At 42.5% G+C, this 23,959-nt stretch carries 25 protein-coding genes; 17 read left to right on the top strand and 8 right to left on the bottom strand.

From position 1 onward, the window contains the following. The first annotated feature begins 29 nt into the window (after window positions 1–29). The 15 genes from yceD (at window position 30) to ACEN2L_RS13985 (ending at window position 11,435) form a co-directional block, all read left to right on the top strand. On the top strand, window positions 30–557 hold the full coding sequence (gene yceD / locus ACEN2L_RS14055) for a 23S rRNA accumulation protein YceD (RefSeq protein ID WP_306020036.1): 528 nt from the start codon (window positions 30–32) through the stop codon (window positions 555–557). A 9-nt stretch (window positions 558–566) separates the two neighbouring features. Then, window positions 567–737, top strand: coding sequence for a 50S ribosomal protein L32 (rpmF, locus tag ACEN2L_RS14050; RefSeq protein WP_306020035.1), 171 nt, complete (start codon window positions 567–569; stop codon window positions 735–737). Between the two features lie 18 nt (window positions 738–755). Further along, complete coding sequence (gene plsX, locus ACEN2L_RS14045; RefSeq protein ID WP_441744567.1) at window positions 756–1,781, top strand: phosphate acyltransferase PlsX; 1,026 nt, start codon at window positions 756–758, stop codon at window positions 1,779–1,781. Window positions 1,782–1,784: 3 nt separating this feature from the next. Beyond that, complete coding sequence (locus ACEN2L_RS14040) at window positions 1,785–2,744, top strand: beta-ketoacyl-ACP synthase III (protein WP_441744565.1); 960 nt, start codon at window positions 1,785–1,787, stop codon at window positions 2,742–2,744. Window positions 2,745–2,767: 23 nt separating this feature from the next. After that, the gene (gene fabD, locus ACEN2L_RS14035) at window positions 2,768–3,694 is read left to right on the top strand and encodes an ACP S-malonyltransferase (RefSeq protein ID WP_441744563.1); all 927 of its coding nucleotides are present in this window, start codon (window positions 2,768–2,770) and stop codon (window positions 3,692–3,694) included. 17 nt (window positions 3,695–3,711) lie between these two features. Then, complete coding sequence (gene fabG, locus ACEN2L_RS14030) at window positions 3,712–4,449, top strand: 3-oxoacyl-ACP reductase FabG (RefSeq protein WP_441744561.1); 738 nt, start codon at window positions 3,712–3,714, stop codon at window positions 4,447–4,449. Between the two features lie 184 nt (window positions 4,450–4,633). After that, complete coding sequence (gene acpP, locus ACEN2L_RS14025; RefSeq protein ID WP_068375444.1) at window positions 4,634–4,873, top strand: acyl carrier protein; 240 nt, start codon at window positions 4,634–4,636, stop codon at window positions 4,871–4,873. Between the two features lie 74 nt (window positions 4,874–4,947). Next, window positions 4,948–6,186 carry a beta-ketoacyl-ACP synthase II gene (gene fabF, locus ACEN2L_RS14020; RefSeq protein ID WP_441744559.1) on the top strand — a complete coding sequence of 413 codons (1,239 nt, stop codon included), beginning with the start codon at window positions 4,948–4,950 and terminating at the stop codon, window positions 6,184–6,186. Between the two features lie 83 nt (window positions 6,187–6,269). Next, a complete protein-coding gene (gene pabC / locus ACEN2L_RS14015) occupies window positions 6,270–7,109 on the top strand; it encodes an aminodeoxychorismate lyase (protein WP_441744806.1) in 840 nt (279 codons plus the stop codon). Window positions 7,110–7,118: 9 nt separating this feature from the next. Continuing rightward, window positions 7,119–8,129 (top strand): endolytic transglycosylase MltG, encoded by a 1,011-nt coding sequence (gene mltG, locus ACEN2L_RS14010; RefSeq protein WP_441744557.1) that lies wholly within the window; start codon window positions 7,119–7,121, stop codon window positions 8,127–8,129. Window positions 8,130–8,149: 20 nt separating this feature from the next. Then, window positions 8,150–8,779: a dTMP kinase gene (tmk, locus tag ACEN2L_RS14005; RefSeq protein WP_306020027.1), complete on the top strand. Its 630-nt coding sequence runs from the start codon at window positions 8,150–8,152 to the stop codon at window positions 8,777–8,779. Then, on the top strand, window positions 8,780–9,673 hold the full coding sequence (gene holB / locus ACEN2L_RS14000; RefSeq protein WP_306020026.1) for a DNA polymerase III subunit delta': 894 nt from the start codon (window positions 8,780–8,782) through the stop codon (window positions 9,671–9,673). A 22-nt stretch (window positions 9,674–9,695) separates the two neighbouring features. After that, complete coding sequence (locus ACEN2L_RS13995) at window positions 9,696–10,478, top strand: TatD family hydrolase (protein WP_441744554.1); 783 nt, start codon at window positions 9,696–9,698, stop codon at window positions 10,476–10,478. A gap of 44 nt (window positions 10,479–10,522) precedes the next feature. Continuing rightward, window positions 10,523–10,804 (top strand): hypothetical protein, encoded by a 282-nt coding sequence (locus ACEN2L_RS13990; protein ID WP_441744552.1) that lies wholly within the window; start codon window positions 10,523–10,525, stop codon window positions 10,802–10,804. Window positions 10,805–10,832: 28 nt separating this feature from the next. Then, window positions 10,833–11,435 carry a DJ-1/PfpI family protein gene (locus ACEN2L_RS13985; protein WP_441744550.1) on the top strand — a complete coding sequence of 201 codons (603 nt, stop codon included), beginning with the start codon at window positions 10,833–10,835 and terminating at the stop codon, window positions 11,433–11,435. A gap of 34 nt (window positions 11,436–11,469) precedes the next feature. Here ACEN2L_RS13985 and ACEN2L_RS13980 read toward each other — a convergent pair whose 3' ends face one another. Further along, the gene (locus ACEN2L_RS13980) at window positions 11,470–12,798 is read right to left on the bottom strand and encodes an NCS2 family permease (protein WP_306020022.1); all 1,329 of its coding nucleotides are present in this window, start codon (window positions 12,796–12,798) and stop codon (window positions 11,470–11,472) included. A gap of 356 nt (window positions 12,799–13,154) precedes the next feature. Between ACEN2L_RS13980 and ACEN2L_RS13975 the strand changes: the two genes are divergently transcribed. Continuing rightward, window positions 13,155–14,153: an adenosine deaminase gene (locus ACEN2L_RS13975; protein ID WP_441744548.1), complete on the top strand. Its 999-nt coding sequence runs from the start codon at window positions 13,155–13,157 to the stop codon at window positions 14,151–14,153. 94 nt (window positions 14,154–14,247) lie between these two features. Here the strand turns inward: ACEN2L_RS13975 and ACEN2L_RS13970 are convergent, their stop codons facing one another. The 5 genes from ACEN2L_RS13970 to ACEN2L_RS13950 all read right to left on the bottom strand — a co-directional run bounded on the left by ACEN2L_RS13970 (window position 14,248) and on the right by ACEN2L_RS13950 (window position 21,976). Next, window positions 14,248–14,562, bottom strand: a complete 315-nt coding sequence (locus ACEN2L_RS13970) for a hypothetical protein (RefSeq protein WP_441744546.1) — start codon at window positions 14,560–14,562, stop codon at window positions 14,248–14,250. Between the two features lie 138 nt (window positions 14,563–14,700). Continuing rightward, window positions 14,701–16,368: a cupin domain-containing protein gene (locus tag ACEN2L_RS13965; protein ID WP_441744544.1), complete on the bottom strand. Its 1,668-nt coding sequence runs from the start codon at window positions 16,366–16,368 to the stop codon at window positions 14,701–14,703. A gap of 92 nt (window positions 16,369–16,460) precedes the next feature. Next, window positions 16,461–18,959, bottom strand: a complete 2,499-nt coding sequence (locus tag ACEN2L_RS13960; RefSeq protein ID WP_441744542.1) for a TonB-dependent siderophore receptor — start codon at window positions 18,957–18,959, stop codon at window positions 16,461–16,463. Window positions 18,960–19,231: 272 nt separating this feature from the next. After that, complete coding sequence (locus tag ACEN2L_RS13955; protein ID WP_441744540.1) at window positions 19,232–20,602, bottom strand: 8-oxoguanine deaminase; 1,371 nt, start codon at window positions 20,600–20,602, stop codon at window positions 19,232–19,234. A 27-nt stretch (window positions 20,603–20,629) separates the two neighbouring features. Further along, window positions 20,630–21,976: a uracil-xanthine permease family protein gene (locus tag ACEN2L_RS13950; RefSeq protein ID WP_441744538.1), complete on the bottom strand. Its 1,347-nt coding sequence runs from the start codon at window positions 21,974–21,976 to the stop codon at window positions 20,630–20,632. Between the two features lie 313 nt (window positions 21,977–22,289). Here ACEN2L_RS13950 and ACEN2L_RS13945 point away from each other — a divergent pair, with 313 nt between their 5' ends. Next, window positions 22,290–23,129, top strand: coding sequence for a sulfurtransferase (locus ACEN2L_RS13945; protein WP_441744536.1), 840 nt, complete (start codon window positions 22,290–22,292; stop codon window positions 23,127–23,129). Between the two features lie 138 nt (window positions 23,130–23,267). On the opposite strand, the gene ACEN2L_RS13940 is transcribed toward ACEN2L_RS13945, so the two are convergent. Then, window positions 23,268–23,486, bottom strand: a complete 219-nt coding sequence (locus ACEN2L_RS13940) for an EF-hand domain-containing protein (protein WP_441744535.1) — start codon at window positions 23,484–23,486, stop codon at window positions 23,268–23,270. Between the two features lie 36 nt (window positions 23,487–23,522). Continuing rightward, window positions 23,523–23,732: a hypothetical protein gene (locus ACEN2L_RS13935; protein WP_441744533.1), complete on the bottom strand. Its 210-nt coding sequence runs from the start codon at window positions 23,730–23,732 to the stop codon at window positions 23,523–23,525. Window positions 23,733–23,959: the final 227 nt, after the last annotated feature.

Here is a 23,959-nt window from a genome sequence, read left to right as displayed (position 1 = left end):
GCCTTACTACTCTATAAGATGCGCGCGCTATGCAAAAAGTGAAACTGCCTAAACAGCTAGACCCAATCAAAAGTGCCAATAAACGTTCCGAGTATCGGGGTGTGATGTTAACCGTTGATATGGCTAGATTGCGTCAAGCAGTTGCTGATATTGACAAAGAAGTGAATGTCGAAGTTAAGTTTAAAAAAGACGAGCAGGGTCTGACTTACTTTGATGGGCATATGTCATGTTCAGCGTCACTTTTGTGTCAAAGATGTTACAACGTCTTTGCTCATCAAATTGATGTGTCGTTCTGCTTCAGTCCAGTGCAGGGTTCTGATAAAGATGACATTGATGAGTTACCGGACGCTTACGAACCGGTTGAGGTCGATGACCATGGAGAAATCAACTTACTTCAGACCCTTGAGGACGAGCTGATATTATCGTTGCCTATTGTAGCCCTTCATGCAGAGGAGGATTGCAGTATTAAAGCGGATGATATGAGTTTTGGAGTAATTGAACCGGCCGATGAGCGCCCAAACCCGTTCGCGGTTTTGAAAGAACTTAAGCGAGACTAGGAGCAAGCAATGGCTGTACAAAAAAGTAAAAAATCCCGTTCAAAGCGTGGTATGCGTCGTTCACATGATGCATTAGGCACCACTACTTTGTCAGTAGATTCAACGTCAGGTGAGACGCATATCCGTCATCACGTGACTGCTGATGGTTACTATAAAGGCAAAAAAGTTATCTCTCTTTAATTTTAAAGGGTGTTGACTTTGAGTCGTCTAACCTTAGCGTTAGATATCATGGGGGGCGATTTCGGCCCCCATATTATTTTGCCCGCCGCATTAAATTCTATTATCGAAAATCCAAATTTATATCTAGTGTTGTGTGGTCCAATCGATCTATTGATCAAGTGGTACGACAAACAAGACCCTTTCATTCAAGCTCGTCTGCAATTATCAGATTGCCAGCAAACCGTCAGTATGGACGAAGCCCCCATTGCTGCACTCAGGAATAAAAAAGATTCATCAATGCGCCGTATGCTCGATTTGGTTGAGCGAGGCGAAGCTGACGGCTGTGTTAGCGCAGGTAATACCGGTGCCTTACTTGCCATGGCTTATCATGTATTAAAAATGTTACCCGGCGTACACAGACCAGCCTTGATTTCTTTGATGCCCACTGTCGATAACGGCAAGGCTTATTTACTTGATTTAGGCGCGAATGTGGACTGTGATTCAGAAGTCTTATTTCAGTATGCTGTCATGGGCTCAGTATTGGCTGAACTAGTGGGAGAAATAGAGCGACCTAAAGTTGCGCTATTAAACGTTGGCTCTGAACAAAACAAAGGCAATGATCGAGTTAAAAATACCGCTCGCATGTTGGGTGATACACCTTCTATTCATTATATCGGTTATGTAGAAGGTAATGACATTTTTAGTCAAAAGGCCGATGTCATTGTGACTGATGGTTTTGCAGGGAATATCGCGCTTAAGTCTTGTGAAGGCTTAACAAAGCTTGTATTGAATGAAGTTAAAAAAGCATCAAATTTAAACTGGTTGAATAAAATTTTAGCCAAGATCGCTCTACCGTTGTTACGAAACATCTATTTGCGGATGAACCCCGACCAGTATAACGGGGCGAGTCTGATAGGATTGCGCGGGATTGTGGTTAAGAGCCACGGGAATGCCTCTTCTGAGGCTTTTTTATATGCTATTCGTGAAGCAGTCAAAGAAGTCTCTATGCAGGTTCCATCAAAAATAAAAGATAAAATAGAAGCTGTTTTAATGGAGCGCCACTAATACATGAATTCAAGAATAATTGGCACGGGTAGTTATTATCCAAGTGAAATACGTACCAATGCCGACTTGGCAACAATGGTTGATACTTCTGATGAATGGATCACCGATCGCACTGGTATCAAGGAGCGCCGTATTATTGGTGCAGACGAAACTGCCGCCACGATGGGGGTTGAGGCCAGTAAAAAGGCCATAGAAGCGGCTAATATCGATGTAAAATCTATTGATATGATTGTATGTGCCACCACCAGTGGTCGCTATGCACTTCCTAGCACGGCTTGCGAAATTCAAAAAGAATTAGGGTTAGATGGTATTCCTGCCTTTGATGTTGCTGCGGCCTGTGCGGGCTACTGTTACGCTTTGAGCGTAGCAGACCAATATATCAAAACAGGTATGGTTAAACGGGTACTTGTAGTTGGTACCGATTGCTTAAGTCGCTTAATTGATCCTAAAGATCGCACTATGGTCATATTGTTTGGTGATGCGGCAGGCGCCACTATTATCGAAGCCAGTGAAGAACCCGGGATACTTTCAACCCATATAAATGCTGCTGGTTCGTATGGCGATTTACTCACGATTGGAAATCCTACCCGGGGTGATGAGCTATCCGTTCATCAAAATTGGGGCAGCATGAAAGGCAATGAAGTATTTAAAGTTGCCGTCAATAAGTTAAGTGAAATAGTAGAGCAAACCCTCGCGGCAAATAATATGCAAAAATCTGATTTGGATTGGTTAGTGCCTCATCAAGCGAATTTTAGAATTATTAAAGCAACTGCTAAAAAGTTAGAAATGTCTCTCGACCAAGTTGTACTTACCTTAGAGCAATACGGTAATACCTCAGCCGCAACGGTGCCTACCGCTTTAGACACTGCTATTCGGGATGGGCGAATCAAACGAGGCCAAACCCTTTTATTAGAAGCCTTCGGTGGCGGATTTGCTTGGGCATCAGCCTTAGTTCGTTATTAATTCTTTTTATCTGAGATAGTAATATGAGTAAACAAGCATGGGTTTTCCCTGGTCAGGGATCACAGTCTTTGGGTATGTTAAGTGATTTAGCGACTGAATACCCGGTTATTACAGCGGTGTTTGAGCAAGCAAGTGCCGTTTTGGGCTACGATTTATGGCAAGTAGTACAACAAGACGAATCTAAATTAAACCAAACCCATATCACCCAACCTGCGTTACTAGCGGCAAGTTACGCTTTGTTTAAGGTATTGACTGAGAATGGAAGAAACTTGCCCGACTATATGGCAGGGCATTCTCTTGGTGAATACTCAGCCCTTGTTTGTGCTGGTGTCATTAAATTTACCGATGCTATCAAGTTAGTTGAAGCCAGAGGCGAGTTTATGCAACAAGCAGTGCCGGTAGGAACAGGAGCGATGTATGCCATTATTGGTTTAGATGACGCCAAAGTGGTTGAGTGCTGTGAACGAGCGCAAATAGAAGCTAAAGAAGTGGTCTCAGCAGTGAATTTCAACTCACCGGGCCAAGTGGTGATTGCAGGTACAAGCGATGCGGCAAAGTTGGCCGCCGATTATTGTAAAGAAAGCGGCGCTAAACGTGCATTACCTTTGGCTGTCAGCGTGCCATCTCACTGCGCGTTAATGCAGCCTGCTGCTGAAAAATTACAAGCGCTATTAACAAGTATTGAATTTTCTGCAGCTCAGATTCCCGTTATTAATAATGTTGATGTTGCCATTGAATCAGAGCCAATGGCCATTAAATTAGCACTTGTTAAACAACTTTACAGCCCAGTAAGATGGACTGAAACCGTCGTTGCTTTGGCTGATAACGGTGTAGAGAGTTTGTATGAGATTGGGCCAGGAAAGGTACTAACTGGTTTAGCCAAACGAATCGATAAGCGTGTCAGCTGTGACGCACTGAATACCATCGAGTCAATTGCCAATAACGCATAGGTAAATACGAGAATATTATGTCAAATTTAGCTGGAAAAGTCGCCTTAGTAACGGGCGCAAGTCGTGGGATCGGTAAAGCGATCGCCTCGAAATTAGTAGACCAAGGCGCCACCGTAATAGGTACTGCTACTTCGCAAGGCGGTGCTGATGCGATTAGTGAATATCTAGGTGAAAACGGAGCGGGTAAAGTATTAAATGTAGCTGATCCTGCATCAATAGAAGCCCTATTAGATGGCATTAGTAAAGAGCACGGTGGTGTAGATATTCTCATCAATAATGCGGGCATTACTCGTGATAACTTATTGCTTCGTATGAAGGATGACGAATGGCAAGATATTATGGACACCAACTTAACAGCGATATTCAAGTTATCTAAAGCGGTGTTACGTGGCATGATGAAAAAACGGTTTGGACGCATCGTCAATGTGGGCTCAGTAGTGGGCAGTACAGGGAACGCCGGCCAAGCCAATTATGCTGCTGCCAAAGCGGGGGTGATTGGTTTTAGTAAATCTATGGCTCGCGAGGTCGCTTCAAGAGGTATAACGGTTAACGTGGTCGCTCCCGGTTTTATTGATACTGATATGACTAAAGCACTCACTGATGAGCAAAAAGCCGCAATTTTTAAAGACATTCCTACAAATCGTTTAGGAAAGCCGGAAGAAATCGCAGCAGCAGTGGTATTTTTAACCAGTGATGAAGCAGGTTATATCACTGGTGAAACCTTACATGTCAATGGTGGCATGCATATGTGTTAAATTTCAGGCAAGTAAACGATATTTTGTGAGTCGGTGCTTGCTTGTTAATATTATGTTTATTAGACTGCGTTGTAGGGTGGTTTGACCAGAAAGAAAGTTAGTCGTCATGCTTGCATGCTAGTAACTTGGTGAATACACTACACGCAAATTTATATCTAGAGACTTTTAAGGGATAACTAGAATTATGAGTACAATCGAAGAACGCGTTAAAAAAATCATTATCGAGCAACTGGGTGTTAAAGAAGAAGAAGTTAAGCCAGAAGCGTCATTTGTTGATGATTTGGGTGCGGATTCATTGGATACCGTTGAATTAGTAATGGCACTTGAAGAAGAATTTGATACTGAAATTCCTGACGAAGAAGCTGAGAAAATTACAACTGTTCAATCTGCAATTGATTACGTTAACGCTCATAAAGACGCGTAAAAGTTCAAAAAAACGGCTCTTTCTGAGCCGTTTGTCATTTTACCTTTCTATTGTTATATCGTTCGGAGGCCTCTGTGTCTAAACGTCGCGTAGTTGTGACTGGTCTTGGTATGCTCTCGCCTTTGGGTAATGATGTTAGCTCAACTTGGGAAAATATTATTGCTGGAGTCAGTGGGATAAGCGCCATTACCTCTTTTGATGCAAGTGAATATAGCACTCGTTTTGCAGGTGAAGTAAAAGGCTTCGATGTAGAGCAATATATTCCGAAAAAAGAAACCAAAAAAATGGATAAGTTTATCCAATTTGGTATTGCTGCGGGCAAACAAGCTTTAGCTCATTCTGGCCTTGTCGTTACGCACGAAAACGCTGCGAGAATTGGGGTTGCCATTGGTTCGGGCATAGGTGGTTTGGGTTTGATTGAAGAAAATCATAGTCGACTACTTGAATCTGGACCGCGGAAAATATCACCCTTTTTTGTGCCTGCCACTATTACTAATATGATTTCAGGTTTCCTTTCGATTATGGAAGGCTTGAAAGGTCCAAATTTAAATATTGTGACTGCATGCACCACAGGGGTACATAATATTGGTGTTGCAGCGCGAACCATCGCTTATGGTGATGCTGATGCAATGTTAGCCGGTGGTGCCGAGTCAACTATATGTGGCTTAGGGATTGGTGGCTTTGCTGCGGCTCGTGCTCTATCGACCCTTAACGACAGCCCAACCACTGCCAGTCGGCCTTGGGACAAAGACCGTGATGGCTTTGTTATGGGCGAAGGCGCCGGTGTCATCATGCTTGAAGAGTACGAGTCAGCAAAACAACGCGGCGCAACGATTTATGCTGAGCTTGTTGGTTTTGGTATGAGCGGTGATGCCTATCATATGACTTCACCGCCGGAAAATGGTGAAGGAGCTGCCGCAGCGATGTTAAATGCCATCAATGATGCAAAGGTTGAACCACAGCAGATTGGCTATATCAATGCTCATGGTACGTCTACACCTGCAGGTGATATTGCTGAGGTTGCCGCGGTGAAAAGTGTTTTTGGTTCTCATGCTAAGCACGTATTAGTCAGTTCGACAAAGTCAATGACAGGGCATTTATTAGGTGCTGCAGGGGCAATCGAAGCTATCTTTACAATTCTTGCGTTAAAAGACCAAATTGCTCCGCCGACCATTAATTTGGATAATCCTGGTGAGGGATGCGATCTTGATTTCGTGGCGAATACCGCAAGAAACATATCCATGGATTATGCGTTATGTAACTCTTTCGGTTTTGGTGGAACGAATGGCTCGTTATTATTCAAGAAAGTCTAAATTAGTGTAATTTTACGTTTTAACAGTGCATTATTAAAAGCCCAGTTTGTTGGGCTTTTTTATGTGAGGTAGTAAGTACATTGATGATTATTAACGGGCATAGTCAACATTTTATTTCAGCGAAAGATAGGGCCTTACACTATGGAGATGGCTGCTTTACTACCTTAGTGTTTGCACAAGGTAAGCTATTGGCATGGCCCTTACACTTAGCGAGACTTAAACAGGATTGCAGCAGATTAGGAATAGACTTTAATCAGTGGCAAGAATTAAGTGATTCCGCACAACACCTTGTTAATCAAAATTCTACATTATTAAAAGGCGTGCTCAAAGTAATTGTTACCCGTGGCAGTGGTGGTCGAGGTTATAGTCCTTGTGGCGTAACCAATCCTAATTACCTTATTTCAAGTCACGACTTTCCACATCATTATAAAGAATGGCAAAGCAAAGGAATAAAGTTAGTTTCAAGCTCGGTTAAGCTAGGAAAACAACCCTTACTTGCAGGTATTAAACATTTAAATCGTTTAGAGCAGGTGCTCATCAAACAACAATTAACCTCAAGTGAATTCGACGATGCGCTGGTTTGCAATAGTGATAATGAAATTGTTGAAAGCAGCGCAGGTAATATATTTTGGTGGCACGATGATCAGTGGTACACGCCGAAGCTGGATGAATGCGGGGTAGTAGGCGTTATGCGTAACCAAATTTGTACTGTGTTAGCGGTTAATAATCAACCGGTGAAAAAAGTTAATTCACTGTTTAATAAGAATTTTGTCGCACAAGAAATGTTTATTTGTAATTCACTGATGCAAATAGTCCCAGTTGTGTCATTACAAAGTCACGATGGCCACCACCGTTGGCAATTTTCTTGTCAGCAGGTGAAAAAACTACAGATATTAGTGACAGAAGCACTGAGTCATGAGTAGGTATCAAGGATGATAGGATGGCGTAAAGGGGTAAAGTTAGTTCTTTCATTGATACTTGTACTGGGTTTGGTGTTACTCGGTGCTTATTTTTATCTAGAGCAACAATTAAGCGAAAATAGCGGACTTAGGCAAGCGCAGATCTTTAAAATTGCGAAAGGCCAAAGCGCTATGCAGGTGCTGACCTCTTTAAAAAAGCAGGGTGTTACGTTAAATGGTCCTGCATTCAAAGTTTTATTTAAACTTCGTCCGCATCTCGCTAAATTCAAAGCGGGGACTTACGAAATTTTACCATCAATGAACAGAGGCCAAATTCTGCAGGTCTTTATAAGTGGTAAAGAAAAGCTCTATTCTATCAGTTTGGTAGAAGGCTTGCGTTGGCGTGACTGGATGTTACAGCTACAGAGCCACCCCCAACTTATTTTTGATGATAAAACGGTGAAAACCATTGCTGCGCTTGAGAGTGATTTGCCTAGTCAGTCATTAGAAGGTTGGTTATTACCTGACACCTATCATTTTGCTGACGGCAGCAACGCCAGTTTGGTCATTACCATGGCTCATCAAAATCTCCAGCTAGTGTTAGATGAAGCATGGCAGAATCGCGCTTTAGACCTGCCTTATCACAGTGCCTTTGAAGGGCTTATTATGGCTTCTATCATTGAAAAAGAGACCGGCATAGCGCAAGAAAGGCCCCGTATAGCCGGCGTATTTGTGAATCGTTTAAATAAAAATATGCGTTTACAAACTGACCCGACGGTTATTTATGGCTTAGGTAATGACTTTGATGGGGACATAAAACGCAAAGACTTAAGAACACCAACGCCGTATAATACTTATGTTATTAAAGGTTTACCGCCGACAGCCATTGCTATGGCCAGTCAATTGGCTATTCAAGCGGCGTTTCAGCCACAGGCAACTGAAGAGTTGTATTTTGTTGCAAAAGGAGATGGTAGCCATCAATTTTCTTTAACGTTGCAAGAACATAATAGAGCCGTGCGCCAATATCAGTTAAAAATTAAATAACCCAAGAAGTGAGAGTTGAATTGCAAAATTCAGGAAAGTTTATTGTTATTGAAGGACTAGAAGGCGCAGGTAAAAGTAGCGCCGTAGTAATAGTAAAACAGCTTATTGAAGACGCTGGTCATACCCTGATAACGACTCGAGAGCCGGGCGGCACGCCTATGGCTGAAGCTATCAGAGAGTGTGTTAAACATAATTGGCGTGATGAAAAAGTGACCATTGAAGCCGAACTACTGCTCATGTATGCAGCCCGAGCGCAACTTGTACAGAATGTTATTTTTCCGGCGATTGAGCAGGGCAAGTGGGTATTAGGTGATCGTCATGATATGTCATCACAAGCCTACCAGGGAGGTGGAAGGCAAGTTGCAAGTGAAATGCTGAATGCGTTGCGTGATATCACCCTTAAAGATTTTAGACCAGACTTAACTCTTTATATGGATGTTGAACCCAGTGAAGGTTTAAAACGGGCCAGAGGTCGAGGTGAGCTTGATAGAATAGAGCATGAGCATCTCGATTTTTTTGTTAGAACCAGAGAGCGTTATTTGTCTTTAGCCAAACAAGACGAACGATGTGTAATCATAGATACCATGAAAACGATGGTTGACGTTCACCAGCAGATACGTCAAGCCGTTATGCAATTTTTGGTGGCATAAATGTATCCTTGGTTAACAACAACTTTTCAGCAGCTTGCTAAACGTAAACACACGAATAAGTTGCATCATGCTTTATTACTGCAAGGTTCATTAGGAATAGGTAAAACTGAATTTGCTAAAGAATTTGCATCTTATGTTTTATGTGCCAAAAGTAGCCCTGATCACGCGTGCGGTGAATGCCAATCCTGTTTACTCCAGCGTGCTGGCAGTCACCCGGATTTTCATGAGGTCTTGTCAGAAAAACAAATTGGCGTTGATCAAATTCGTGATGCCATTAAAAAACTCAGTGGCTCTGCGCAATTGTCTGGGGCTAAGGTTCTGATTATTTATGCCGCGCATACCATGACAGAAGCCAGCGCCAATGCTTTATTAAAAACACTCGAAGAACCAACCAGTAATACTTTTTTGTTATTAGTGACAGACAAAGCGGAAAGGCTTTTGCCTACCATCATTAGTCGCTGTGAACGCATCCTCATGCCGCCACCTTCACTTTCGCAAACGCAGTCATGGCTGTTAACACAATGGCAAGATCCGGTAGATGAAGAATTTGTTCAGCTTTATGCCCATGCACCACTGATTTTACTTGATGAGTTACAGCAAGAGCAGGGGGTATCTTATGAGGCTTTCAAACAAGGCTTGCAGCAATTAATGACCCAGCAAATTAATCCTTCTAAACTTGCAGCTGATTGGCAAGAACAGGTAGAAAAATTACTGAGTTGGTTACAATTTTGGCTACATCAAACAGTCAAAAAACGCGCTTCGTTGAGTCCTCAACTATGGCAACTGCATCAAGAAGCCATAAAAGCGGTCAAAAGAGTGCGTAATCCAGGTGTAAATAAAGTGCTGGTATTAAATCAGCTCCTTAGCGATATCTCTCTTATTAAAAACCAATAGCATTCATTGCAAAGGAAACCCTGTGTTTGTAGATTCCCACTGCCATTTAGATAGGCTTGATAAATCCACCGATGAATTACGAGACGTATTAGACTTTGCCGAAAAAAGGGGGGTTGAACACTTTTTATGTGTTTGTGTCTCGGTTGCAGACTTTCCAAGCATGTTGGATAAGATCAATGGTTTAAACAATGTGTCCGTATCTTGTGGTGTGCACCCCCTACATCAAGACGAGGCCTGCGATTATCATACCTTGTTAAAAACCGCTGCCGACCCGCAGGTCGTTGCGATAGGTGAAACAGGACTTGATTATTTTTACAGTGCTGATACCAAAGAGGTTCAGCTGCAATCTTTTATTGATCATATTAAGGTCGCCAATGCGCTTAATAAGCCTTTGATCATCCATACCCGTGATGCCCGTGAAGACACCATTAATTTGCTTAAAGAATACAAAGATCAGGCCACTATCGGGGTATTACATTGTTTTACTGAAAGTTTGGAAATGGCCCAAGAGGCCATTGAACTTGGTTTTTACATCTCAATCTCAGGCATCGTTACCTTCAAAACAGCAAGTGAGTTACAAGAGGTAGTTAAACATATTCCATTAGAGCGCTTGTTAATTGAAACTGATTCACCTTGGTTGGCTCCCGTGCCTTATCGTGGTAAACAAAATCAGCCAGGTTATGTGCGTGAAGTTGGCGAATTCATCGCGCAGTTAAAGGGTATTACAGTAGAAGAGCTTGCCAAAGCCACTACTCAAAACTTCTATACCTTGTTTAATATCAGCCCTAACAATCATACTAAATAGCCAGGGTTTAGCTGTTTGAGGCGAGTTAGTTCAAGGAAAATCCCATGCGGGTTATCAATGTTGTCCTTGAAATCTCAATAAGTGTGTTTACCGTGATAGGTGCTGAGCCTGTTAGCGACAGTCAGCTGAATAAACCATTGTTTGTCACTGGCTTAAGTCAGGATATCGATAATATGCCTGATATGTTTGCCGCGTCCATGCAAGAAGCCAATGGGCAAATTGATGCACTGACTGATGAAAAGTTGAGGCATTTTGATAATCGAACATGCACTCAAGTCTTTACAAGAAACATTCAGATACTAAAAGCCATGGAATTCGCGCCATAATCGAGTTAAACAAGAGCAGGAATAAATCATGAAAGTGGGTATATATATTTATGAAAATGCTGAGGTTTTGGATTTTTCTGGCCCATTTGAAGTACTAACAACGGCTAATCGAGTCAGTGGTACACGGTATTTTGATGTTAGTTTAGTGGCGGAAAAACCGGGTGTCGTGCTTGCGAGAGCAGGGTACAAAGTACTAGCTGATTATGTTTTTAGTGATGCTCCACAGTTTGATGTGCTTATTGTTGTTGGGGGCGATCACAGTCTGGAAATTCATAAATCGGCGGTACTTGATTGGATTGCACAGCAGGCCAAGAGTGCTCGTATAGTGGCTTCTGTTTGTACCGGCGCATTTCTCCTTGCTCATGCTGGGGTATTGAAGGAGCAAGCCGTGACCACTCATTGGGAAGATGCAGCTCAGTTACAAATTGATTTTCCTACGCTTAAGGTACAAAAGAATGTGCGCTGGGTTGAAGCCGAGCATATTGTGACCTCGGGTGGTATTTCAGCTGGTATTGATATGACATTATATTTAGTCAGTCGCTTACAGAGCGAAGCGCTTGCTATAAAAACCGCTAAACAAATGGAATTTTTGTGGCTTAAAAATGATGCGGGAATGAATGCAGGGTTTTAAGCTTCATCACTCCCTTTTTGTTTTTCCTGTGAATTTATTTTAAATCTAAGATGTATCGCAAGATAAAGACCGCCGCCATAATGTAGGTAATTGTACTCACTTGTTTATAACGGCCTGTTCCTACCATAATGCCCACATAAGTAATGAAACCTAATGCGATCCCCTCACTGATACTAAAGGTCAAGGGCATCGCCAATAAAGCCATTGAAGCTGTGGCTAAGGCAGTAATATCATCAAAGTCTAATTGCCTAAAGGAATCCATCATTAAAATCCCTACCATGATAAGTGCCGGGGTAGTCGCCATCAGTGGGATTACCTTCATGAGAGGGGTGAAAAACAAGGCCAGTAAAAAACACAATGCGACTACAACTGCAGTCAAACCAGTACGACCACCTGCCGATACACCTGCGGCAGATTCAACATAAGAGGTCACTGGTGATGTGCCAATAGCAGCGCCAACCACACTGGCAGCCGCATCAGCGTTCATCGCCTTACCCATTTTCGGTAACTTTCCCTCTGAGTCAAGCAGGTTAGCTCGGCGAGAAACACCTATTAGGGTACCGATGGTGTCAAACATATTAACGAACAACAAAGCAAAAATAAGATCCCATGTTTCTGCAAGGTGTTCAATTGGATACATAATATCCATCGCCATGAAGGTGGTACTGATACTATCTGGCATGCCTATAAAACTGTCTGTGTGCTGGGTTAAATAGCCGTCTCCAACCGGAATAAAAGCACCAATTAAGGTGAGCACTAGAACTGAAATTAATATCGCACCGGTGACTTTTTTGATGACCAAAACAATGGTTAACAGAATACCGACTAAAGCTAAAAGGGCTGCTGGTTCTGATAAATCGCCAATGGTGACAAATGTAGCTGGATTAGATACAACGATACCCGCATTTTTTAAGCCGATGAAAGCGATAAATAAGCCAATGCCACATTGCACCCCAATTTTGAGTGCTGCGGGTATTGCTTCAGCAATTTTGGTTCGAACACCACTAAGAGACAGCAGTAAAAACAATACGCCGTTCCAAAAGACAATGCCTAATGCCGCGTCCCACGGAATTTCGCGAGTCAAACAGATAGTAAAGGCAAAAAAAGCGTTTAAACCCATGCCTGGTGCCATCGCGATAGGATAGTTTGTCATCAACGCCATCAACAGGGTGCCAATGCAGGCCGCTAGCGCCGTTACGGTGATCAAGCCTTCTATGGGCATACCACCAGCAGATAAAATGCCAGGGTTTACAACTAGGACATAAGACATCGCGGCAAAAGTGGTGAGACCTGCTATGACTTCAGTTCTAAAGTTTGTTTTATGTTCTTTAAGCTTAAACATCCGTTCAAAGAAATTTGACATGCAATTTGCTCTTTATGAGGCTATTAAATAGCCGTTTTGCGGTTAATGAAAATTATTCTGCAAAATGCTGACCAATGAGTCCACTTTTTGGTGCGAATTATGCTGAACTCTACAATATTTTATGATGAACTATAAAGTCAGCGAAAACCGCTTACTAAAGCAGCACAATATTTGATAAATAATCCCTAACTGATCAGATAAACAGCAACTCTTGGCTAGAGTGGCCCTATTTTACAGTTGGGTAAAGCGCGAATGTCTAAAATTCGGATAGAGTGAGTTCCATTATGGTGCATTGATCCATTATTGGTGCATCTTAAATAATTATGTTCAACAGTTATGCAGTCAGGAATAGAACAATGAAAAATGAGCTTAAAGAGTGGGTCAGTCGAGTACCCAAAGCTGAACTTCATCTGCATATCGAAGGTTCACTTGAACCTGAGTTAATGATGAGTTTAGCCCTTAAACATGGCGTCGAATTACCCTATTCAAGCATAGAAGAAGTGCGGTCAGCTTACGATTTTCATAATTTACAGAGCTTTTTAGATCTGTATTACTTTGGCGCTTCTGTATTGCGTGATGAAGATGATTTTTATCAACTCATGTATGCCTACTTACAAAAGTGCCGTGAAGATAACGTAGTGCACGCTGAGATCATGTTTGATCCGCAAACCCATACTCAAAGGAATATTGGTTTTGAAGTGTTCATGCCCGGTTTTGCCCGAGCCATCAAACAAGCAGAAAAAGAATGGGGGCAATCTTGCTTGTTGATTATGTCGTTTTTACGTCATTTAAGTGAAGAAAGTGCCATGCAGACCCTCGAGGAGGCACGACACTATTTAGCGATGATCACCGCAGTAGGATTGGATAGCTCAGAGTTAGGCAATCCACCTGAGAAGTTTGAACGGGTATTTGCTAAAGCCAGAGCCTATGGTTTGAAACGGGTTGCGCACGCCGGAGAAGAAGGCCCACCCGCTTATGTGTGGGGGGCAACCAAGAGCTTAGCCGTTGATCGCATCGATCATGGTGTGCGCAGCATTGAAGATGCTAAACTTGTTGCCCATTTGGTAAAGCAGCAAATTCCTTTAACGGTTTGTCCCTTGTCTAATACCAAGTTAAAGGTGTTTGGACACATGACAGAACATAACATTCTACAATTGCTTGAACATGGCTTAGTCGCTACGGTAAATGCTGATGATCCCAGTTACTTCGGGGGTTATCTTAACGATAACTATTTTGCATTAATTGATCATTTACCTATCGAAAAATCCCATTTGGTTCAACTGGTCAAAAATAGCTTTAGCGCGAGTTTTTTACCTGAAAAAGTCAAACAAAGCTGGCTGGCCAAAATCATTTAAGTTCAGTCATGTAAAGGCAGTAGCCAAATTCAAGGGTGTAAAATTCCTAGATTTGGCCCCTAATTTGACTTAAGTAAGGCTTAAAGTTGTATAGTTAGTCATGTTTTGAGACCATTGCAACAGTAATTTTTAAGGCTTCATCTTGTGTAAAACCGCTTTCAATCAAAGCCAGATACATCGCTCTAAAATAGTTGGCTTGTGCGTTTACTAATTCAGGATTACTCAGGGCTTTGGTTTGATTTAACATTTGCTCTGCCAACTGTTGGCTCACAAAGTCTAATCCGCCTTTTTGCCGGCCGATCTGTTCTTGAGCAAAGCCCAAACTTGAAAATAGGCCGGTGACAACCAGTGGAATAAGCAAGGTGCTTGCTGTTATTGCAGGTGTAAAGAGCGTGGCTTGTTTAAGCAAAATATATCCTCTGGATTAGTGGTTTAACCTTTAGTAACACGACTTGCCAACAAGTTCAAAATACCAACAGTAAAAAAGCGGTATCACCGTTTTTAGTCATACCGCTTTTTGTATTTTACAAATCGTTTTAAAATCTCCTTAGTGGCTCAACTGGTTAATCAGCTGTTTATGCTGCGGAAATTGGGCGGAGAGTGCAGCTTTATCGCCTAATTGCATATCACTGTATTCAAAACCAGGTGCGACTGCTTCGCCAATAAGTCCGTAACCATACTCTCCATCGGTGGGGATGTTAGAGGCTTTCCAAATCCCGCCTTTGACCATCATCTGCATCACTTGCCCTTTGTTTGGATCGGAGCCCATTACGATGGTTTCTAAATGACCATCGGGATGAATGAGGGTGTAGGTGATGGGATCACCCATATGGAAGTAGTGCATGATATCGCTTTGGTTCATATGAAAATGGCCAATAGGCGACTCTGCCGACAATAAATAGTAGATAGAAGTCATGGTCACTCGCGGACCCGCCTCTGTTTTTATCATGGGCCGATGTTCTGCTTTAAAGGTTTGCCGAAAGAAGCCGCCTTCAACGTGATCTTCTAAATTGAGCGCCTTAACTAACTCCTCGGTGCTTAAGTGTTGGGCGAGTTTTGTTGTTGTAGTGGGCTTGATAGCGCTTAAACCTGCTTGGGGAGTAGGGCGAGTATCGTTTTGAATTTCATAAGGCAGAAGGGTTTTAGTCTGTGGCCAATTGGCCACAATGTTGTCTACCACCACACTACCAACGGCATAGGCAGACTCTAAGGAAGACTGCATACCAACATAGCCTTTCCCCTCAGCAATCAAATTGTCTAGGGCGGTCATACTATCAGGCGGCATGGAATAGTTACTGGCCGTGCGCAGTACCATAAAACGGGATTTGTCGGCTTTTTTAGCATTGTCTAAATAGGTAATAGCTTGGTAACTGCCGGTATCTTCCATGCCAGAGGTAACGAAATTACCTTGGCCCTTGGTCCAATAGCGTACCCAATCATTGGCCCATTCGGTTAAATGTTTGCCATGCCAAAAGGTCGCTGCGGCTAATTGATCACCTTGTAAGACAAAAGGCGGTTTTTGCGCATTAGGGTAATTGATGTATTTCGCGCGTAACGCTTCCATTGCGGGGTAATCGCTCAGCGTTACATCTTTGGTGAGCTCAAATGCCCAGTTAGATAACGCTTGATTCAATTGATACACTTCGCCATTGGGTGAGTCTTGATAAGTACTGGCATCAAAATCAGTGGTGGTATCGAGTTTTTGCTCTTGAAATAGCGGGAAATAACCAGTTTGCCAATCTGCTGGCATATCTCTGGCGTCGACTTCATGGGCTAAGTCTCCATCGACTAAATAATTCGCCCACACCGCAGAGCCAATAGACGCATCGTGTGGATCAACACCAGCAATACCCACAACTAACCAATAGGATTTAGTTAAATCAAAACGCGGATCCAATCCCAGTGCCATAATCGCTGAGGCCGCGCGCGCTGTGCCCATCCCAGTCACAATGCCCAGCACGCCCGTTTTAGGATTTAAGCAGATATCATGGTATGAAGCGGGGAAGGGCACACAGGTATCTAATTTTTGTCCTGCTTTCCACAGCTGAAATTCACCCGCTTTATCGCCTTGGTCTTCACCGATTTCAAACATATTAACAACAACGACTTTAACTTCTATCGGCGTTTCACCTTGAGTATCCAGCGCTTTTTGTGGTGAACAGGCCAAGGTAAGCAACGCCATGCTATTGATCAAACACAATGTAAATTTTTTCATATTTTTCTCTAAAAAAAAGGGACAAGCCTGAACATCAGTCTTATCCCTTGTTATGTCACATTGCGCAAAACAAACGCAATGCTTATTATGCCTTAAAACTTATAAGCGAATTTCGCTTGATAACTACGTGGTAATTCAGGCAATACGATTGAACTACCAAATAAGTCAGGGAAGTTAGAACGATAATACGTCTCGTCGGTTAAGTTTTTAATGTTAAAGCTCAAAGACCAGGTTTCTTCTTGGTAGATAACACCGGCATTAACCAGGGTATAAGCAGGTAATAATACCGACTGTGAATAGCCTGAATAGGTAGAGTCTACGTCAACAATACTTGCATTAGCAGCAAAACCATTTTGAAAATCGTAGGTTGCTGTCAAGGTATAGATATTCTCTGGAATACCCGCTTTACGACCATCAGGGTTGTTGCTATTTGGTACATCACCTATTGCAACACCACCGAAAATAAGTGATGGGTCAACCAAAGGCATGTCTTCAGCACCAAAGAAAGCGAACTGAGCGCCATCTTCTAATGCGGTTAGGTTTTCAACCTTAACATTGGTATAACCCGCACTGATAACTAGGTCGTCGCTCACTACCCAACGTAATTCAAACTCCGTTCCGTTTGTTTCCGTTACGTTGTTCAGAGTTGTCGATTGCGCCTTGGTATCAGTACGTTCTTGTTTGTAATTGGCAATAGCAAAATACAAAGAGTCTTCTAAGAACGTGCCTTTAACACCGAATTCCAATAACTTCGATTTATCAAATACGCCACCAGAATAAATGCTTCCCGTTTTGATTTCTGCGCCTTGACCAACAATAATCGTTGATTGCTCAGCTGCAGTGATATACGGAATCAATCCAAAATCAAATTTGTATGAAATACTGGTATTCCAAGATACACCATTAACTTTGTCTTCAGCATCCACAGGGGCCGTAATATCAGCCGCGGTGTAGTTAACCGGATCAGCGCCAAAGTCATTTAAGAAATATTTACCGTCATCACTAACAATAACGAATCCAGAGCCGTAGTTACCTAGCTGTGTCTTTTCAACATTGGCGTGGCTTTCCATATCAAATGAGTCGTAACGAGCACCTAATACGATGTTCAAACCAGAATCCCAAGTCAAATCAACCATGGCGGCAAAACCAAGATCTAAATAGTTACCTTCGTACCACTCGGTATAATCACTATCAATTCTGGTTGATAATAAACGTCTGTCTAAGGCGCTAGATGCCATGGTTAAGTCACGACGATCGAAGTACTCGTTTTTCCAATCTTCGCCATGTTCAAAATCGATATAACGCAATGAAGGTGAAATTTGAACTTGGGCTATCATGCTGTCAGTTTCGTATTCAGTAGCGAAAACAATTTTATCTTCTACTACATAACTGTCATGGTATTGCGAGAAACCGTAGGCATTTTCGTTTAAGTTATCATAAGCTTCGTAAAACAACTGATTCTTAATTTCCCAGCCGTTATCGGTGTAATAAATGACATCGAAATAAACTGTTTCAACCGTATTTTTTAATTGGTCGTCTGCAGCGACTAGTACTTGGCTCCCTTTAAGTTTGGTGGTACCCACGTTCTCAAGGGCCATAATTTCGGGGATAAGATCAGCTGTCGTTTCATTCATCGGCACTTGCCAAATAAATGGGTTCACATTCACTGAATTATATTCTTGGTGAGAAATTGAACCGTCACCGTCCGTATCTAATGGTTGTGCGGTACCGGTAATATATGTGCCATTATCGACTAAATCTTGAGTCAAACGATTCCAGCCTGCGACTTGGTTACCATCATAGTCATGGTACATACCGCCAAATTCTAGGCGTAAATTTTCAGTAATATCAACATTAAATGAGGCTTGTAGTACTGTTTGATCCGTTCCGGTATTTTCGTAGTAACTGCCAGAGTTCTCTACTTCACCGTAAAGGTAAAAACCTGCTTTTTTATCCCCAATTGAAGTCGGTCCGCCCAACTCAGCACTTAGTACTGATTTGTCCCAGCTACCAAGCGTATATGAAAATGCGCCTTTGTTTTGGTCTAGGTATTGTCCGCCACTGGCACGGGCTGATTTTGGATTAAAGTTTAAGTAACCACCGATTTTAGCTGGACCATAAATAGGTGATGCTGGGCCACGAACAATATCGATTCGGCTTGAAGCACCAATAGGGGTTGGGTAGTTACCCGGGTTATCTAAGCGTTTTACGCCACGGAAGTACGTTTCGCCTGGCGTGCCACGTACATCCAAAGAGCCTGCGACTCCAAAGAATGATTGTGTAAAAGTACCTGGAGCAAAAGCCACCAACTCATCGATATCTCCGATAGCAAAACGTTCCATTTGCTCATCACTGATGGTAGAGGCCGAGCGAGGAGTTTCTAAGATAGACTTACCAAAGCCAAATACGGCTTCTACATCTTGTCCTGGCAAACTGCCTAATGAACCCGTTACCTGGATTTTTTCTATATCATTTTCTTTTTTATTTGCTGCATCAGGCTCTTGTGCAAACGCGTGGCCTGCTGCTGTCATTGCTATGCCTAATGCAACGGCTTTAGCCAGTGGTGTACAAATAAATCTATTAACTTTCATTGTTGGTATCCCCAGGTTTTCTCGTAGTCTACGTGTGTCATTTTTATTGGATGAAGTGTGTTCCGCAGATGATTTTGCACGAACAGTGCCAATTACTTGTCCATTTGGTCAACAAATATTTATCGACTTAACCTTATGATTTCAATAGAAAATATAAATTTTTTACCCAACATGAAACGTTGAAATTTGAGGTTTTATTGTGAAAGATAGCGTTGTGGTGCACCACGTAAGTACAATGTTTAGCGTGGTGCACCAAAATGGTTGGTTGCGATTTAGTTAACTTTTGCCTGCAAACTATTCGCTAACGCTTGGTGTTGTTGCATTAATTCAGATTGGATAAATTGCGTGTGTTGTTGGTCTTCTATTAGCCACTTTCCCGCAACCATTAACTTATCAACTTGGTGAGCACCGCAGGTAACTAACGCGGCAATGAGATCACCCACACCTGAAAATCTCAACTCATAGGTGGAGAAGAAGGCAAAATCCGCTTGAAACCCTACTTGTATTTGGCCAATATTTTTCCTGCCCAGCACCGCTGCGGAGCCAGTTGTTGCGTAAGAAAGTACGCGTTGTGCAGTAATTTGCTCAGCGCCATAGCGAAGACGCTGTTGTAGTAATGATTGGCGCGCTTCTTGGATCATGTTAGAACAATCGTTGGAAGCAGAACCGTCTACCGCAAGGCCAATATTGCATCCGGCTCTTTCTAATTCAACTGTAGGACAAATACCCGAGGCAAGGAGCATATTAGAACTGGGGCAATGAGCAATGCCTACTTTTGCTTTTCCTAAGCGCTCGATTTCACTGGAGGTGAAATGAATGCCATGCGCCAACCAGCTACGTTCGTTTAACCAGCCACAAGATTCTAAATAATCTAAGGGGCGCATGCCGTATTCTCTTAAACAAAAGCTATTTTCATCTTCCGTTTCGGCCAAATGCGTGTGCGTTTTCACCTCGTTCTTTTCTGCTAAGCGTGCAGTCGCTTCCATCAATTCTTTGGATACTGAAAAAGGCGAGCAAGGTGCCAGCGCAATTTGGATCATGGCATCGTCTGATGTGTCATGATAGCTGTCTATAAGGCGCTGACTGTCAGCCAATATCACATCTTCTGTCTGAATAACTGAATCAGGTGGCAAGCCTCCTTTACTTTCCCCTAAGCTCATAGAACCTCGCGTTAAAGTGGCTCTGCACCCTAAAGCCTGTATGGCGTTCACTTGAATATCAATGCCATTCTCCAGACCTTTTGGGAACACATAATGATGATCCGCCACAGTAGTAGTGCCTGACAACATTAATTCTAAGCCCGCCAGTTGCGTGGCACTGTGCAACATTTCTGGCGTCAAATTTTTCCAAACCTGATACAAGAATTTTAACCAAGGAAACAAGGGCTGGTTTAATGCGCCAGGAACGCAGCGAGTTAAAGTTTGATAAAAATGATGATGGGTGTTAATCAATCCAGGGGTAATAATATAAGGGCTGCAATCAATGTATTGGTCCACTTTTACTTTTGGTTGTTGACCACTAGGAACCAATTCAATGATTGTAGTGCCTTGGATAACCACACCGTTTTTCGCATCGGCGTTATTTGCAGTAAAAATTGCCGCGGGGTGTTTTAGCCACACAGTTGGGGCTGGGAAACTAGCCATTACTTTATTGTCCTTGTTGTTTTGTGCTTATATTTCTTGATTATTTTTAGCCGGATGGGGTATCGCGATACTCATCAATATTGCGCAAAATCCTGCTACCGTGACGGACGACGAAAATATATTTTTAGCCAATGGTGGTAATTGAGCCAATGCATCAGGAACCATCATTACACCTAAGCCAAGACCCATTGATGTGGCAATGATTAAACTGTTGCGGCGATCGATTGGCTCGCTGGTGAGTATTTTTACACCAGCCACGGCTATAGTGGCAAACATCACTAATGTAGCGCCGCCTAGTACTGATTTAGGCATCAGTTGAATCATTGCACCAACGGCAGGAAACAATCCCAATAGCACTAAAAATCCAGCAATATAAAAGGCCACATGGCGACTGGCAACCCCTGTCAGTTGGATAACCGCATTATTTTGGCCGAATGTTGTGTTAGGAAAATTATTAAATGCGGCGGCTAACATAGAATTTACCCCGTCACCCAAAATGCCGCCTTTTATTCTTTTTAGGTAGAGGGGGCCACTGATAGGTTGGCGGCAAAATAAACTGTTTGCGGTTAAATCCCCTGCGGTTTCTATCGCACTTAAAAAGTACACCAAGGCTATGGGGATAAATACATCCCATTGAAAATCAAATCCGTATTTAAAAGGAATGGGTATGCTCATTAAGGGTAAGTCAACCATCGAGTCGTAGTTGATCAAATCGAACCACCACGCCATACAACTGCCACTCAACATGCCGATAAAAATCGCAGATAGCCTCAACATCGGATATTTTGATGCATTAAATAAAATAACGATGAATAGTACGCTGATACCCAGCAGTAAGTTGGCTGGCGAACCAAAGTCAGCGTATCCATAACCGCCAGCTAAGTCAGTCATGCCGACTTTTATAAGGGTAATGCCTATCGTGGTAATGACGATACCTGTGGTTAGGGGAGTAATTATACTTTTTACTTTGTCGATAAATTGGCTGAGCCCAATTTCTACCAATGCCCCCCAAAAAGAAATACCAAACATGATGGCGAGGATATCGTCATTTGACCCCCCGCGCTGCTTTACCATAAAACCTGCCGCTAATAAGGCGCCAATAAAGGTAAAACTAGTGCCTTGTACCGCAATTAAACCACTGCCAATTGGCCCAATCATTTTGGCTTGAATAAAGGTTGAAACTCCCGATACCATGAGTGCCATGCTGATCAAGTAGGGGATCTCAGCTTGCAGGTCTAAGGCATTGCCTATGATCAAGGTAGGGGTAATGATACCAATAAAACAGGCCATGACATGTTGGATTGCGGCGGTAATACAATGGGATACTTTGGGTTTGTCGTGTAGGCCATATAAGATTTCAGTGTTTGCTGGCATGAGGCACTTCTTTTCATTTCAGCGTCAAGTTCACTCAGTGAGTTCTTGCTGCTACGTTACTATTCATGACTTGTGTAAAGCAATAATTTGACCAGTTAGTCAGGAAGAGATAAAAATGAATAAATTGCTGATCTTTATGATAAAACTATAATAGGCTCGGCATTTATGGTTTGACTAATAAGCGCCAAATGAGTGCAAGGGGAGAAAGTCTAGACCACGTTGATGCGCTCATGATGCATCAGGCGCTGATAAGGTTTCAATCTTAGTTATGAAGGTATCGTTAATTTAATTGATTCAACAAAGGATAGGCTTGATGGCGCGTTTATCATCTAATTTAGTGTCTGCAGAATGGCTTGAAGCGCATTTAGATGGGCGCAATATTATTGTGCTCTTTATAACGATGGCTGATATCGCTACTGGGCAACCAGAAACGTTGCCTGCAGGATTTATTCCTGGCTCAGTTGTGGTTGATTTCGAAAAAGTGCTATGTGATAAAAAATCTCCTTTTGTGCATACCATGCCAAATGAAGCGACATTTCAACGAGAGGTGCGTAAATTAGGTATTGATAAAAATAGTCATATTATTGTTTATGACAGCAAAGGGCTTTTCTGTGCTCCGCGGGTGTGGTGGATGTTTAAAGCAATGGGCCATGACAATATTCAAATTTTAGACGGTGGTTTACCCGGGTGGATTAAGCAAGGCTATGCAGTCAATGAAAAAAGCCTAGCTCCTTTTCATGTGGGTAATTTTGAAGCCTTAGCGAAACCACGGTTTTTTGTGTCGACTCGGGCTATTTTAAAACATCTAAAGGCTATTACCGTATTAGATGCTCGTTCTGAAGGACGATTCAAGGGCAGTGCTCCCGAGCCAAGGGCTGGCTTACGCTCAGGGCATATTCCTTCATCAATTAATTTGCCTTTTACTTTATGCCTAAAAGATGGGCATCTTAAAAATGTTACTGAACTTCACGATCTCTTTGCACAACGAGGAATTAACGAAGATTCCTACATTGTTACCAGCTGTGGATCCGGTGTAACGGCGTGTATCCTTGCTTTGGCGGCATCAGAACTCGGTTACTATAAGTTATCTGTTTATGATGGCTCTTGGAGCGAATGGGGAGCAGACGCAAAATTGCCAGTGGCGCTGGGCTAGTAAGTAAGCTTTGGTAAGGTCACTCAGCAAGTGTAGTCACTATTTTTTTGTAGACTTATCGGTATTTAATTGGACTTAGCCGAAGCTAAGCCCATTAAATCGCTATTACACAGCCCTAGGTATTCGTGCCAATTTTCATCATTCGGGCGTATTAGGGGATAATTCCGATTTAGAAAGATACCCGTCTTGGTTTAAGTCAAGCTCAGCAAACAGGGTCAAAAGCGTATCGTTAACCTTAGCTTCTTCTTGGCTAATTAACCCATCTTTATCGGTATCAAAGCGGTCGAAGTTTATGTTGCTGGCAAATACATTGGCACTGACAAATAAAACTGCGGTAATACAAAGTAGAGTTTTCATTCAATTTCTCCGTTTTCGATAGTGTTAAATACAATGCTACAGATTTTCAAATTCTTCGGCGGAAAGGTAGCCGTCTTTGTCGATGTCTAACTCGATGAACTTGGCACTGACGCTCGCATCTGCCGCGGCTTCTTCGATACTTATTGATCCATCGCTGTTTGCATCAAGTTGAATAAATAAGGCGTCGTTTGCCAAGGCCATATGACTACAGATCATACAAAAACTAAATAAGACTGATTTCTTCATAAGATTTTCTCCATTTCGTTTTCTTTAAGTGACAGCCAAAGTTCTCGTCTTTAGCTGTGGACAAATCGGCTGTATCAAGCCTCGTGCCAAACAAAAATTATTTATATTAATCAGTATTTTAAATGTAGTTTTTAACTTCGCGCGGACGCTGATGAGTTTGGTTTACCATAAAACGTGGTTGATGACAGACAGGTGAGGGGGGTGATGTACTTAAAAGCACTAAGATC

It is taken from the genome of Flavobacterium sp. W21_SRS_FM6 (genome assembly GCF_052119645.1).
Taxonomy (GTDB): domain Bacteria; phylum Pseudomonadota; class Gammaproteobacteria; order Enterobacterales; family Alteromonadaceae; genus Paraglaciecola.
The sequence above is the reverse complement of the archived record's forward strand: the minus strand, read 5'-3'. Positions and strand labels throughout refer to the sequence as shown.